We start from the raw sequence: 14,788 nt of genomic DNA, 5'->3' as shown, positions 1-14,788 counted from the left end.
AGGATCTGCCATGACGCGCAGCATCGGCGTTTGTTATTACCCCGAACACTGGCCCGAAGAGATCTGGGCCGAAGACGCCGCCCGCATGGCCGAGGCAGGCATCAAATGGGTCCGCATCGCCGAATTCGCGTGGTCGCGGATGGAGCCGGAGGAAGGCACCTACGATCTGGACTGGCTGGACCGCGCTGTGGATACGCTCGGCGCTGCGGGGCTGAAGATCGTCATGTGCACCCCCACCGCCACGCCGCCGCGCTGGATGGGGACCAAGCATCCCGACATGTACGCCGTCGATGCGCAGGGCCGCCCGCGCGGCTTCGGCTCGCGCCGCCACTACGATTTCGCCCACCACGGCTACCGCGAAGACTGCGCCCGCATCACCGCCAAACTGGCAGAGCGCTACGGCAAGAACCCCCATGTCGCCGCGTGGCAAACCGATAACGAATACGCCTGCCATGATACGACGGTGTCCTACTCGCCCGTCGCGCTGGTCCAGTTCCGCGACTGGCTGGCCCGCAAATACCAGTCCCCTCAGGCCCTGAACCGCGCGTGGGGCAACGTGTTCTGGTCGATGGAATACGCGAGCTTTGACGAGATCGCGCTGCCGAACCTTACGGTGACGGAACCCAACCCCGCGCATGTGATGGACTTCCGCCGCTTCGCCTCGGATCAGGTGGCGGAGTTCAACAAGGTCCAGACCGACATCCTGCGCCGCCACACCGATGCGCCGCTGATCCATAATTACATGGGGTTCGAGATCAGCTTCGATCACTTCAAAGTCGGCGCGGACCTCGATGTGGCAAGCTGGGACAGCTACCCGATCGGATTCCTGTCGCAGAAAGTGCAGGCGTCTGACGCGCACAAAATCCACCACCTTCGTACCGGCGATCCCGATTTGCAGGGCTTCCACCACGACCTCTACCGCGCTGTCGGGCGCGGGCGTTGGTGGGTGATGGAGCAGCAACCCGGCCCTGTGAACTGGGCACCGTGGAACCCCGCGCCGCTTGCTGGGATGCCGCGGCTCTGGGCGTGGGAAGCCTTTGCCCACGGGGCCGAGGTCGTGAGTTATTTCCGCTGGCGGCAGGCTCCGTTCGCGCAGGAACAGATGCACGCAGGTCTCCTCCGCCCCGACAGCGCGCCCGCGCCGGCGCTGGCCGAAGCCACGCAGGTCGCCGCCGAAATCGCTCAGCTGGGCGAGGACGCGGGCTGCGCCAAGGGGCAAGCCGCCATCGTGTTTGACTATGCAAGCGCGTGGGCATGGGAGACGCAGCCGCAGGGCCGCGATTTCAGCTATTACCAGATCGTCTTCGACCTTTATCGCGGGCTGCGGCGGCTTGGGATCGACGTGGATATACTGCCGCCCGATACGGGTGCGCTGGGGGACTACAAGCTGGCGCTGGTGCCTGCGATGTTCACCCTGCCTGACAGCCTGAAGGCTGCCATCACCGCGCATGAGGGGATCGTGCTGGTTGGCCCCCGCACCAACTCCAAAACGCCCGATTTCGCGATCCCGACACCTCTGCCGCCGGACCTTGCGGGGCTTGATTGCACCGTGGCGCGGGTCGAGAGCCTGCCGCCAAGTGCCACCGTTTCGTTGCACGGTGGAGGTCATTTCAAGCGCTGGTTCGAAGAACTGGAGAGCGCCGATGTCCTACTGAAGACCGAAGACGGGATGCCCGCCGTGGTCGGCGGGAACCTGCGTTACCTCGCTGGCTGGCCCGACGATGCGGCCTGCCATCACATCCTGTCGGACGCCGCTAAAGCCGCCGGAATTGTGACCGAAACGCTGCCCGACGGCCTCCGCCGCCGTGACACGCAGGGGCACCGGATCTGGTTCAACTACAACCCCGCCCCCGTCACGCATCGCGGCCTGACCATCGACGGCTGCGGCGTTCACATCGAGAAACTCTGACGACTCACCCTTGGGCCGATTCTGCCGCTGTGCAGCAATCGGCCGGAGCGAGGAGAAATCCGCATCTCTCATGCGAAAAAAGTTTTCGGACGGCTCCGATTGTGACACCCGAAAACGCCTCGCTGCACCGCAATATCATCCAGCGCAGACGCAGCATTTATTCCCGCAAAGCATTGAATTAGGCCAAACGATTTCCGCCGCAGTTGCGAAATCCAGTCGAAAAACCCGTCATACAACCGTTACGTGGGTGTTGCGTGGGTGTCATCGCCTGCGTGGTAGACAGGATTTGCACACGTGTGCAACGATCACCGCACAGATTGATTTGCCAGGAACAGACTTCATGACTTTTACTGCCACTCGCACGGCTCTGACCGCCGCGCTTCTGTCCAGCGTCGCATTTGGCGCCGCTGCTGAAGATTACACCATCACCGTTTGGGCCGGTGGTTCCGGGGACAACGCCACCTACCGCTGGGAAGCCATCGAAATGGCCGCCGACCAGATGGAACGCGAAGCCGCCGTGCGCGGCGAAGAGCTGACCATCACGGTTGAATCGCAGGCTTGGACCGGTTGGGACGATTTCAAGCAAGCCTTCACCCTCGCCTCCGAAGCCGACAACGCGCCTGATATCATCGTCTCAGGTCACGAGGACATCGGTCCGTGGTCCGAAGCGGGCCTCATCGTTCCGATCGAAGACTACGTGTTCTTCGACAGCTACCCGCTGAACACCATCTACCCCAACCTGATCGACGTGGCCTCGTTCAATGGCCAGATCTGGGGCATTCCGCAGGACGCCGAAGCGCGCGTCATGTACTGGTCGATCCCCGCTCTCGAAGCCATCGGCTGGTCTTCGGACGAAATCGACAGCCTGCCTGAGCGTATCGAAAGCGGCGAGTTCACGCTCTACGACATGCTCGACGCCGTAAAGAAGATGCAGGACGAAGGCGTTCTGGACGCCAACATGGGCTTTGCTCCGCGCGTGTCGAACGGCCCCGACTACTGGCAGTTCTACCAGTCCTTCGGCGGCGAAATGTCGGACGAGGACAGCGGCAAGCTGGTCGTCGATACCGCTGCGCTCAAGGGCATGTACCAGTTCTTCGTCGATGCGACCGAAATGGGCGTCGTCTCGGGCACACACCTCGGCAGCGAATGGGACGTCTGGCACCAGAACGCCGCCTCGGGCAACTACGGTGCATGGCATGGCGGCACGTGGCACTACGCCCAGTGGACCAACCAGTTCGGTTTGGAGGACTTCTTCAACACCGTTCAGTATTCGCTGATCCCCGCTGGCAACGACGCAGGCCGCGCCAACTCGATCACGCACCCGCTGGTCTACCTTGTGACCTCGGCCGCGTCGGAAGACGAAGCGGTGATCGCAGCGGAACTGATCGCCAAAGCATCGACCCCCGAAATCAACGCGCTGCACGCGGTGAAATCCGCCCACCTCGCGATTTCGGAAGACGAGACCACTGTACCGCTCTACGCCGAGAACCGCTGGCTGGCGGCTGCATCGGAGCGCCTCGCACCGAGCACCAACGCGATCCCGAACAACTCCGACTTCGGCGTTTACTGGACCGCGATGTTCGACGGTCTGGAAGCCGCCTGGACCGGCGTTTCGTCGGTTGACGATGCGGTTGCCGAGGTCGAGACCACCGTCAAGCAGGCTCTGGGCGACGATGTCATCATCCGCTGACCTGAACACCGGAGTGGCGCGCAAATCGCGCCGCTCCGACCGCCGCCGCCCCCGTATTTCGGGGCTGGGACTGGCGCTTCTCGCCCCTGCACTTTTCCTCCTGACCCTCTTTTTCTTTGCGCCCGTCGTCCTGACCGGCATCTTTGCTTTCACCGACCTGTCGACCTCCACCGGCATCGGGCGCGGCCAATACGTGGTCACGCCGAACCTGCTGCGCCAGTTGGGCGATCAGGGCCTGACCGAGGATGACGCGACCGCCATCGCGAGCGTCAGCATCACAATCGACGAAGCAGGCATCGCCCGCGCGACCGAAGGCGGCGTCGACCCCGATTTCCTGTCAGAGATCGCGGACCGCTTTGCCGGAGAGAGCTTTGACGACCCGCGCGCCTTTTCTCGCGAATTGCGCGGCCTGCCCAATGCCCCGCGCCGTCCGCGCGAGCTGACCCAGACCGCCGAGTATTTCGAGACAAGCGTTCTCAACACCCGCTTCGACAACCCCGAGGCGCTGACCGCGCAGCTTGCCGATGTCGCGCCCGATGTGTCTTCGGACACCATCGCGTGGATTGTCGACCGCTCGTATACGGGTGCACGTTTCACCACGGCGAACTTCGAACGGCTCGCCACGCAGAAAGAGACGCTGCGCCTGATCGGGAACACCGCACTCTACGTTGCGGCGACTCTGGGCCTGTTCAACGTCGGCCTCGGGCTCTTCCTCGCCATCGTGCTGTTCTACACGCCCAAGCCTGTCACCAGCTTCTATTCCACACTCTGGCTCCTGCCCCGCATCACGCCGCTCGTACTCTATGCGATCATGTGGAAGTGGTTCACGTGGGAGGACGGTTTTCTGCCCATCGTGGCCGAGCAGTTTGGCCTGCCGTCCTTCAACTACATGAAGGGGTCCGTGGTGACCGCATGGATGACGATGATTTCGCTCAACGGTTTCATCGGCGCGTCCTTCGGCCTGATCCTGTTCTCGGGCGCGCTGCGCGCCATTCCGATGCAGCAGCTCTGGGCATCCGAGGTCGACGGCGCGAACCGTTGGCAGCAGGTGCGGCGCATCATCCTGCCGCAGATGCGCTGGCCCATCCTGTTTGTGACCAGCTACCAGACACTATCGCTTCTGTCGTCCTACGAACAGATCTGGCTGACCACCAACGGCGGGCCAGGTCGTACGACAACCGTCTGGGCGCTGGAGGCATTCACCACCGCGCTGTCGAACTACACCGGCAACCTGCAATACGGCCTCGGCGCTGCGATGGCGCTCGTGCTTGTCGTCGTCGGACTGGTGTTGTCGATCATCTACCTGCGCCTGTTCAAGTTCGGCGAACTTGTCAGCCGCCCGAAGATCGAGCTCTGATATGACCAAGAATTTCGCAATTTTCCCGCTGATCATCCTTCTGACCATCGTCAGCCTGCCGATCGCGGTCATGTACGGGTTCCTGATCCTCGACACCTTCACCGACGCCCCTCCGGGAGAGCTGTGGCCCGACCGCTTCACGCTCGCGCACTGGCGGTTCCTCTGGGACCCGAGTGTCGTCGGCAATGTGTGGAAAGCCGCCGGCAACAGCCTGATCCTCGCCGTGTCGATCATCGTGATCGTGGTGCCGATCTCTTCGCTGGCGGGCTATGCGGTCTCGCGTCTGAACCTGCCGTTCCGCCGGTTCTTCCTCGCGGGGATCATGGTCATGCACGCCTTTCCGGCGGTAACCCTGCTGATCGGCGTGTTCTTCGTTCTGAAGTTCACGGGCCTCTACAACACCATGATCGGCGTGATCCTCGTCAAAGGTTCGCTCATGCTGCCCTTCGGCATCTGGATCATGAAGGGCTTCTATGACGCCGTCCCGTGGGAGATCGAAATGGCTGGCGTCCAAGACGGGGCATCGCGCCTGACGGTCTTCCGCCGCCTGATCCTGCCGCAGGTCAAACCGGGCCTCGTGGCACTGTCGGTCTTTGCATTCCTCGACGGCTGGGGCGAATACCTCCTGCCGCGCATTCTGGCACCGGGGTCAGACATGGAAGTCCTTTCGGTGTTCCTCAATGAACTCGTTCAGGCCGACCAGCTCGGCTATGACTTCAATCTTTTCAAATCCGTAGGCGTTTTCTACACTTTGCCGGTCATCATCCTCTTTGTGCTTTTCCAGAACCGGCTCATGAACATCTTCGGCGGAGGCACCAAGGGCTAATGCGACTACAACTCCAGAATTTCACCAAATGCTTTGACGGCACGCCGGTAATCGAGGGCCTCGACCTCACTGTCGAAGACGGCGAGATGCTCGCCCTTCTCGGCCCGTCGGGGTGCGGCAAGTCCACCACGCTGTTCTCGATCTGCGGCATCTACCGCGCCGATGGCGGGCGCATCATGTTCGGCGACCGCGACGTGTCCGACCTGCCCTCGCAAAAGCGCAACGTCGGCGTCGTGTTCCAGAACTACGCGCTCTATCCGCACCTAACGGTCGAGGAAAACATCGCCTTCCCGCTCACGGTGCAGAAACCGCGCCCGTCCAAGTCCGAAATCGCCCGCGAAGTGCGCGCGATTGCCGAACTGATCCATATCGAGAACCTGCTCGAACGCCGCCCCGCGCAGCTTTCGGGCGGTCAGCAGCAGCGCGTGGCGCTCGCCCGCGCCTTGGTGCGCAAGCCTGACGTGCTGCTCCTCGACGAGCCGCTGGCGAACCTTGATGCGAAACTGCGGCTCGAGATGCGCTCGGAAATCCGCCGCATCCAGCTCGAGACAGGCATCACCGCGATCCTCGTGACCCACGATCAGGTTGAAGCGATGTCGATGTGCGACCGCGTGGCGATCATGGACAAGGGCGAGATCCTCCAGATCGCCAGCCCGACCGAGATGTACCGCAATCCTGTGAACAAATTCGTCGCGGGTTTCTTGGGTAATCCGCCGATCACCTTCCTCGAAGGTCACACCGCGACCGAAGGCCGTTTCGCGATGGATCAGGGGCTGTTCCTGCCGCTCCCGTCCCGTCTGCGGGATCTGCCTGCGGGGCAGCGCATTTCGCTCGGGCTGCGCCCCGAACACTTCGGCAGCACTGGCACGGCGCAAGCATCGGGCCGCATCGTGTTCGTCGAACCGCAGGGCCGCGAGATGCTGTTCGACGTTGAAGCCGCACCCGGCGTGGTGCTGCGATCTGTCCAGCCCGTACGTGATGACGTGGGCGTGGGCGATGAGGTAACATGGGGCGTAGACGTAGACCGAATGCTTGCTTTCGATATGGACGGCCAGACTTTATGAGACCTAGCCTCAAGTTCCCCTTCCCCCGCCGCGCCGACGGCCGCCCGCTGTGCATCGCGCACCGCGGCGCCTCGGCCCACGCCAAGGAAGGCACGCCCAAAGCCTATGACTTCGCCGCCGATCTCGGGTCGGAGATGTGGGAAATCGACGTCTGGCTGTCGTCCGACGGCGTCCCGCTTGTCAGCCACGATCCCGTGCAGAACGGCATCACGCTGGCCGACCATTCGCGCGACGAACTGCACGACCTACTGCCCGATCTGCCGGACCTCAACCAGACAATCGAACAGGCCCGCGAGCGCGGTCAGTCGCTCTATCTGGACCTCAAGGCCAAGGGTTCCGGCGCGCCATCAGTGGCCCTGCTACTGGCAAATGTTGTCGACAACGCCGTGCTCGGTGCCTTCGACGATACCGAGGCGAAACTGCTCATCGACAACAGCTGCCCCTACCCCGTGTCCGTGCTTGTCCGCGCGGGTGAAGACCCGTTCGAGCGCGCCCGTGCCACCTACGCCGACATCATTCACCTGTGCTGGGAACACGCCTCGGACCGCCCGCAGGACCTCGTGACGCCCGATCTGATCGCTCGGGCGCAGGAGCGCGGGCTGGGCATCGTCCTCTGGCACGAGGAACGCCCCGACGTGCTGGCCGATCTGGTGAAGCTGCCCGTGCTCGGCATCTGCACCGACAATCCCGAACTGATGGGCGGTTTCCATTCCATCCCCGACACCGGTATCGAGGTCGTCTGCCATCGCGGCATCAACCATATCGCGCCCGAGAACACGATGGCTTCGGCCCATCTGACGTTTGATTTCGGCTGCGACTGGCTGGAACTCGACGTGCGCGAAACCGCGGATGGAGAGATCATGGTCCTCCACGACGACACGCTGGACCGCACGACCTCGGGCAGCGGCAAGATCACGGACAACACCCGCGAGGCGCTCAAGGACCTTGATGCGGGCAGTTGGAAAGACCCGCACTGGCACCACGAACGCATCCCGCATCTGTCGGAATCCATTGCGCTCGCCAAACAGCACGGCAAGAAAATCTACATCGAAAACAAATCGGTAGACCCGCAAAAACTGCTCGATTTCGTGGCCGCCCATGACTTTTTGGACGACTGTTTCTTCTGGTCGCCGAACCCGCAGATCCTGCTGGACATGAGGGCGTTGTCGAAGGACTGCAACATCAAGTCGAACATCGTCCACCACGGCAGTTTCGAGCGGATGGTCGAACAGCTCCAACCGCAGATCTGCGAAATCCAGGTCAAGGATTGGGAGGTCGAAGCCCCCCTCTGCCGCGAACACGGTATCCGCCCGATGCTGCAATATTTCGGCTCCGATCCGGAGGTTTTCGTGCAGATCGCCAAATGGCGGCCCGAGATGATCAACCTCGACCGTGCGGATATGCTGCTCGCGGCGCTCAAGGAACAGATGGCATGAAGCGACCACCCACTGCGGCCGATGTGGCCGCGCTGGCGGGCGTTTCGCGATCTGCCGTCAGCCGCACCTTCACCGACGGCGCCAGCGTGTCGGGCGAGACCCGCGCCAAGGTGATGGAGGCCGCCGACAAGCTCGGCTACCGCGTCAACCATCTGGCCCGCAGCCTGAACTCCGCCCAGCCATCCAAGCTCGTGGCGCTGGTGGTGTCCGACATGGACCACTCGTTCCGCGCTGTGACGGTCGATCTGCTTGCGCGCGGCCTCGTGGCCGACGGTTATCGCCCGTTCCTCCTGCCATGGAGCGAAGGCGACAGCACCAAGACCGTCATCGACATGATGCTGAATTATAACGTCTCCGGCGCGATCGTGACCTCTGACACGCCCCCCGCCGAGATCGCCGACGAATGCGCCCGCTACGGCGTGCCGCTCGTGCTGGTCAACAAGGCCCCCGTGGGCGAACGCACCGCGCGGGTGATGCAGGACACCGACCTTGCGGGCCGATTGGCCGCGCAGGAGCTGCACGACATTGGCTGCAAGCGCATCCTTTACGCGGGTCAGCGCCGCAATTCGTTTACCATCGGCGCGCGCCGCGATGCGTTCCTTGACGAGGTCGAAACCCTCGGAATGGAGCTTGTCGGGATGGCCTACGGCACCGCCCAGAACCACGCGGGCGGCATCGAGGCGGCGGAGGATTTTCTGTCCCAAGGGCTTGAGGTCGACGGCGCGCATTGTGCCAACGACTTCTTCGCGCTCGGCTTTATCGACGGGCTGCGCCGCGCGGGGCATTCGGTGCCGGACCTGATGGCGCTCGTCGGCTGCGATGACATCAACGAGGCGGCATGGCCCGCCTACGACCTCACCACTCTCAGGCAGGACCCCCAGGCGCTCACCCGCGCCTGCCTCGATGCGCTGGCGGAACGGATCGCCGCGCCTGAAACAACCGGACGCCTGATCCGGATCGGCGTGACGCCGGTCCGTCGCGGCTCCACCCGGAGAACATGATGAACGACCAAGACCTGACCGCCCGGATCGAACTGGGCGGCGCTATTGTGCGTGACGCCGCTGTTATGGCGCTGGACTATTTCAACCGCCGCGAAACGCTGACCATCGACACCAAAAAGAACGCGCAGGACCTCGTGAGCGAGGCCGACCGCAACGTCGAAACCCTGATCCGCGATGGTCTGGCCAAAGCCTTTCCGAATGACGGTATGCTGGGCGAGGAACACGGTCTGCAAGCAGGCACGAGCGGTTGGCGCTGGATTATCGACCCCATCGACGGCACAGCGCCCTATCTGCACGGGCTGCGCAGCTGGTCGATCTCGGTCGCGGTCGTGCGCGGCGACGACATCATGGCGGGCTGGATTGCGGAGCCCTGCGCGGGCCGCCTTTACCATGCTGCCAAAGGACGCGGCGCATGGCAGGACGACCGCAGGCTCACCGCGTCGAAGGCGACCAGCATGACCGAAGGGCTGACCGCCATCGGCTCGGGCGACGCGGACAAGATCAGCCGCCTCGTGCATGGTATTTTGTCGTCGGGTGGCAATTTCCAGCGCAACGGCTCTGCTGCACTGAGCCTCGCGCACACGGCGGCAGGTCACTACCTCGGCTTTGTGGAGCCTGTCCTGTCCCCGTGGGACTGCGCGGCAGGTCTGCTGATGGTGTCCGAAGCGGGCGGCTATCACATCCCCCACCCGCTCGACCGCCCGGCGCCCGTGCTGGCCTGCGCGGCGGGCGTGGCGGATGCGCTCAAAGACGTGATCGCAGCAGCGGAATAGTCGGACAACCTGAGGAACGAAGACGGGCGCGGCACGTTGGTTCGTGCATTCCCTGCGGCACGCGCCGCGCTTCACCCGTTTTCCCTCAGGAGTTTCCCATGGCCGACCGCAAACCGACCACCGGCAATGGTGGCGAACTGCACCAATACGCAGCCAAAGGCACCGACACGCTCACCACCAACCACGGCGTTCCGATTTCCGACAACCAGAATAGCCTCAAAGCCGGATCGCTCGGCCCGACCCTGCTCGAAGATTTCGTGCTCCGCGAAAAGATCTTCCACTTCGACCACGAACGCATTCCCGAACGCATCGTCCACGCCCGAGGCTCTGCCGCGCACGGCTATTTCGAATGCACCGACCCGATCCCTGAACTGTCCAAAGCGTCGCTCTTTGCCGAAAAGGGCAAGAAAACCGAACTATTCGCGCGTTTTTCGACCGTTGCAGGAGGCGCGGGTAGCGTGGACACCCCGCGCGATGTGCGCGGCTTTGCCGTGAAGTTCTACACCGACGAAGGCAACTGGGATCTCGTCGGCAACGACATTCCCGTGTTCTTCATTCAGGACGCGATCAAGTTCCCCGACCTCATCCACTCGGTCAAAATGGAGGCCGACCGCGGCTATCCGCAGGCCGCATCGGCGCATGACACGTTCTGGGATTTCGTCAGCCTGATGCCCGAAAGCCTGCACACCGTCATGTGGGCGATGTCCGACCGCGGCATCCCGCGTTCGCTGCGGATGATGGAGGGCTTCGGCGTCCACACCTTCCGCCTCGTAAATGCTGAGGGCAAATCGTCCTTCGTCAAATTCCACTGGAAGCCGAAGCTGGGCGTGCAGTCCTATGTCTGGGACGAAAGCCTCGCCGCGCAGTCTGCCGACAACGACATGCACCGCCGCGACCTGTTCGAAGCGATCATGAACGGCGACTACCCCGAGTGGGATCTGGGCGTGCAGGTGATCTCTGACGAGCTGGCCGAGGAACTGCCCTACTCCGTCCTTGATGCGACCAAACTGGTGCCCGAAGAAATCGCGCCCGTCCGCATCGTCGGCCGCATGGTGCTGGACCGGAACCCCGACAACTACTTTGCCGAGGTCGAGCAGGCCGCGTTCCTGCCGTCGAACGTGGTGCCGGGCATCGACTTTACCAACGACCCGCTGCTTCAGGGGCGACTGTTCTCCTACCTCGACACGCAGAAATCGCGTCTGGGCACGACGAACTTCCACCAGATCCCGATCAACGCACCGCGCTGCCCGTTCCACAATATGCAGCGTGACGGCCTGATGCAGACGCATGTCCCCAAAGGCCGCGCCAACTACGAGCCGAACAGCCTCGATGAAGCGGGCGAGGACGCTGGCCCCCGCGCGACCGGCACCGAGTATCACACCTACGAGGACAACTCAGAACTGGGCAACGACGGCTCGCAGAAGCTGCGCGTGCGGGATGAAAGCTTCGGCGATCACTACAGCCAGCCGCGCATGTTCTGGAACTCGCAGACCGATAACGAACGCGCTCACATCGCGACCGCGATCACCTTCGAGTTGTCCAAGGTCGAACTGCCGCACATCCGCGAACGTGTCCTGACGCACCTGCAACTGGTGTCCGAAGAACTGGCAAAGCGCGTGGCTGACGGCCTCGGCATGAAGCTTCCCAAGGCAGCCGAGCCGTTCAAGAAGCCCGTGGACCTCGACCCCTCGCCCGCGCTGTCGATCCAGAAAAACTGGAACGCCACGCTGGAGGGCCGCAAGGTCGGCATTCTCATTGCCGAAGGTTCGGACAAGGCCGAGGTCGAAGCGATGATCGACGCCGTGAAGGCTGCTGGCGGCACCGCGATGGTCGTCGCGCCGCAGGTCGCGAATATCAAACTCAAGGGCGGTAAGATGGACGCCGACGGGCAGTTGGCTGGCACGCCGTCCGTGATCTTTGACGCGATTGCGGTGATCCTGAACGAAGAGAGCGCGAAGAAACTGTCGATGGACAGCGCCGCCGTGACCTATGTCATGCAGGCGTTCGCGCACCTCAAGGCGATCGGCCACACCAACGGCGCACACGCGCTGCTGGACGCCGCCAACGTCGAAAAGGATGGCGGCATCACCGACCTCGACGGCTTTATCGAGGCGGCGAAGCTACGGTATTGGGACCGCGAACCGAAGGTCCGCACCCTCGCGTAAACGATCAGGGCCGCTCCGTTATCGGGGCGGCCTCACACCATGCTGAGAGCCAGCCCGCAGGCCGCGCAGACGAGCAGCACCCGCCCGATCCCCCATTTCAGACCCAGCACCATGACGCCCGCAAGAACGCAAAGCGCCGCTGCGTCCCATTTGATGCTGGACAGGTCAGGCACTGGCATTCCGGTGCGGGACACGCCGACCTCGGCCCAGATGACATGCACCGCAAACCAGATCGCGATGTTCATGATGACACCCACGACGGCTGAGGTGACGGCCTTCAGCGCGCCTTGGAGGCGGCGGTTCGTGCGGAGGCGTTCCATGAACGGTGCGCCGAAGAATATCCAGACAAAACAGGGCGCAAACGTCACCCAAGTGGTCAGCAGCGCGCCGATGATCGCGACCGATAGCCCCTCGCGGTAGCCTGCCAGAAAGCCCACGAATTGCAGCACCATAATCAGCGGTCCGGGGGTGGTTTCCGCGAGCCCAAGCCCGTCCACCATCTGCGAGGCGGTCAGCCAGCCATAGACCCCGACCCCGTCCTGCGCGACCCAAGCGAGCGCCGCGTAGGCTCCGCCGAAGGTCATCATGGCGAGGGTGGAAAAGAACGTGGCGATCTCGGACAGCACGCTTTCGGGGGCCAAAAGCACGATGGCGAGCACAGGCACCAGCCACGCCGCCAGCGCCGCCCAACCCGCGCGAAACGTGGCGGATTTGCGTTCGGGTGTCACCTCGATATCAGCGAGCAGAGAGGTGTCGGCCAAGGCCTCCTCCTCTGACGCGCCGCCCCTCACCGCGATCCAGCCGACCAGCGCAGCCGCCAATATGATCAGCGGGAACGGTAGCCCGAGGGCGAAGATGCCGACGAACGACGCCACCGCCAGCCCGCGCATGAGCCACGTTTTCAACGCCCGCCCCGCAAGCCGGATCACTGCCTGCACGACGATTGCCAGCACCGCCGCTTTCAGCCCGAAGAACACCGCGCTTACCCAAGCGACATCGCCGTAAAGGACATAGACGACACTCAGCGCGAGGATCGACAGCATCCCCGGCAGGATGAACAGCAGCCCCGCGATGAGCCCGCCGCGCACCCCGTGCATCAGCCAGCCGACGTAGGTGACGAGCTGCTGCGCCTCCGGTCCCGGCAGCAACATGCAGAAATTCAGCGCGTGCAGGAACCGCTGCTCCCCGAGCCAGCGTTTTTCATCGACGAGGATGCGGTGCATTACCGCCATCTGACCCGCAGGCCCGCCAAAGCTGAGCGCGGCGATCTTGGCCCAGACGCGGGTAGCTTCGCCTAAGGTGGGGAATTTGTCGGACATGCGCAGCCTTCGGAAAATCGGTTGCCGCACAATGGCCTAGCTCTGTGACTGTTTGAAGTCGTTTCAGTCCGAAAGTTTGCGCACCACGACCTTGCCCGTGGGCGGCACGTCGATTTCGAAATGGTCGGCTTGCGTGACGTTCCGCACATGGGTCGGGCGATAGCAGACCCAGTTGTCATGGCCCTTGCGCCGCGCACTGTCGTAGCGGATGCCCGAGGCGTCCTCGCCAAACCGCACCGCGTGGCCGAGCGCCTGCCCCTTGGGATAGGTCGCCTCGGACGGATCGGAAAAACTGGGATCGCCGCTGACATCCACGTAATCGCCCGCCAGATCGGCGGTGTACTGGCGGTACTCCGACGTCAGCCGTGCCACCCCGCTGACCGCGATTTCCTTGCGCATTCCATTGGCAACTTCCAGCACGGCGGTCATCAGCTCGGTCGAGCAATACCACGCGCCGAGGTCCGTTCCCGAAAACCGCATCCCCGTGCGCGAGCCGTGCATGAACGCGGCCATGACGACGCTGGCATTGGGACGGCCGTAGACCCATTCGCTCTGGTCGAGCATCGACAATCGGTGCGCGGTCAGGCGGTCGTTGGTCCAGCCCTCAAGCTCCATCACCGTTTCCAGATCGTCCACCGCAGCAACGCGCTCGAATGCGGACACGGGCGGAAATCGGGAGGGGACGAGCCGCGATGTGCCCTCGGGCGCCGCGACCAGCGGAAAGCCGTGAGCATCCATCAGACAAAGACCACGTCGTCTTCGCCCACGGGTTCGAAATCTTCCGCGCCGTGGCCCATGTGACCGCCGCGCCATGCGTCGAGGTAGCGGCGCACGGTCAGGATGCCGTCCTGCCCGCCGTCGATGACAAAACTCAGCGGCGAAGCACCGTTGAACACCGTGCCCTGATGCGGGTTTTGCAGCCAGACGTGGCCCTGCGCGGGGTCCGAAAACAGGATCGCGAGAGATTTGTAGATGCCGAGCACGCCCGACAGCCGCAGCAGCGTATCGAGCGGCAACGACAGCGCTGCGCCCTCGCCCGCTTTCTTCATCCAGAGGTGATAGGTGGACCGCCCCGGCTCGCCGAGGATCGCGATACGGTCGCGCTCACTCAGGCTCCATTCGTCCGCGATGTTCCTGAACGTGCGCAAAGACGGCCCGCTCACACGTGCGCGGTCGTCTTTCTGGATTGTCTGGAACGCATAAAGCGGACCCGATTGCGGGAATTGGACAAGCTGCATGGCGGCCTCC

Annotated in this window: 12 protein-coding genes; 9 read left to right on the top strand and 3 right to left on the bottom strand. The window is 63.4% G+C overall.

Annotation, left to right across the window (positions count from 1 at the left end; all coding sequences use genetic code 11):
* Window positions 1-10 precede the first annotated feature (10 nt).
* From HCZ30_RS09840 to HCZ30_RS09800, 9 genes are all read left to right on the top strand, one after another.
* Window positions 11-1,909, top strand: coding sequence for a beta-galactosidase (locus tag HCZ30_RS09840; protein ID WP_167638106.1), 1,899 nt, complete (start codon window positions 11-13; stop codon window positions 1,907-1,909).
* Between the two features lie 340 nt (window positions 1,910-2,249).
* A complete protein-coding gene (locus tag HCZ30_RS09835) occupies window positions 2,250-3,599 on the top strand; it encodes an extracellular solute-binding protein (protein ID WP_167638105.1) in 1,350 nt (449 codons plus the stop codon).
* Window positions 3,583-4,956: a carbohydrate ABC transporter permease gene (locus HCZ30_RS09830; RefSeq protein ID WP_167638104.1), complete on the top strand. Its 1,374-nt coding sequence runs from the start codon at window positions 3,583-3,585 to the stop codon at window positions 4,954-4,956. The genes HCZ30_RS09835 and HCZ30_RS09830 overlap by 17 nt, the downstream gene beginning before the upstream one ends.
* A 1-nt stretch (window position 4,957) precedes the next feature.
* Window positions 4,958-5,782: a carbohydrate ABC transporter permease gene (locus HCZ30_RS09825; RefSeq protein WP_167638103.1), complete on the top strand. Its 825-nt coding sequence runs from the start codon at window positions 4,958-4,960 to the stop codon at window positions 5,780-5,782.
* A complete protein-coding gene (locus HCZ30_RS09820) occupies window positions 5,782-6,846 on the top strand; it encodes an ABC transporter ATP-binding protein (protein WP_167638102.1) in 1,065 nt (354 codons plus the stop codon). The genes HCZ30_RS09825 and HCZ30_RS09820 overlap by 1 nt, the downstream gene beginning before the upstream one ends.
* Window positions 6,843-8,282 carry a glycerophosphodiester phosphodiesterase gene (locus tag HCZ30_RS09815; RefSeq protein WP_167638101.1) on the top strand — a complete coding sequence of 480 codons (1,440 nt, stop codon included), beginning with the start codon at window positions 6,843-6,845 and terminating at the stop codon, window positions 8,280-8,282. The genes HCZ30_RS09820 and HCZ30_RS09815 overlap by 4 nt, the downstream gene beginning before the upstream one ends.
* A complete protein-coding gene (locus HCZ30_RS09810) occupies window positions 8,279-9,283 on the top strand; it encodes a LacI family DNA-binding transcriptional regulator (protein WP_167638100.1) in 1,005 nt (334 codons plus the stop codon). The genes HCZ30_RS09815 and HCZ30_RS09810 overlap by 4 nt, the downstream gene beginning before the upstream one ends.
* Window positions 9,283-10,056, top strand: a complete 774-nt coding sequence (locus HCZ30_RS09805) for an inositol monophosphatase family protein (RefSeq protein ID WP_167638099.1) — start codon at window positions 9,283-9,285, stop codon at window positions 10,054-10,056. Before HCZ30_RS09810 ends, HCZ30_RS09805 begins: the two co-directional genes overlap by 1 nt.
* Before the next feature lie 98 nt (window positions 10,057-10,154).
* Window positions 10,155-12,221, top strand: coding sequence for a catalase (locus tag HCZ30_RS09800; protein ID WP_167638098.1), 2,067 nt, complete (start codon window positions 10,155-10,157; stop codon window positions 12,219-12,221).
* A 32-nt stretch (window positions 12,222-12,253) separates the two neighbouring features.
* On the opposite strand, the gene chrA is transcribed toward HCZ30_RS09800, so the two are convergent.
* From chrA to HCZ30_RS09785, 3 genes are all read right to left on the bottom strand, one after another.
* Window positions 12,254-13,540: a chromate efflux transporter gene (gene chrA / locus HCZ30_RS09795; protein ID WP_175581008.1), complete on the bottom strand. Its 1,287-nt coding sequence runs from the start codon at window positions 13,538-13,540 to the stop codon at window positions 12,254-12,256.
* Window positions 13,541-13,603: 63 nt separating this feature from the next.
* Window positions 13,604-14,278: an RES family NAD+ phosphorylase gene (locus HCZ30_RS09790; RefSeq protein WP_167638097.1), complete on the bottom strand. Its 675-nt coding sequence runs from the start codon at window positions 14,276-14,278 to the stop codon at window positions 13,604-13,606.
* Window positions 14,278-14,778, bottom strand: a complete 501-nt coding sequence (locus HCZ30_RS09785) for an MbcA/ParS/Xre antitoxin family protein (RefSeq protein ID WP_167638096.1) — start codon at window positions 14,776-14,778, stop codon at window positions 14,278-14,280. Before HCZ30_RS09785 ends, HCZ30_RS09790 begins: the two co-directional genes overlap by 1 nt.
* Window positions 14,779-14,788: the final 10 nt, after the last annotated feature.

The sequence above is a fragment of the Marivivens donghaensis genome, assembly GCF_011806565.1.
Lineage (GTDB): Bacteria > Pseudomonadota > Alphaproteobacteria > Rhodobacterales > Rhodobacteraceae > Marivivens > Marivivens donghaensis_A.
This window is presented reverse-complemented; position numbering and strand designations above follow the sequence as displayed.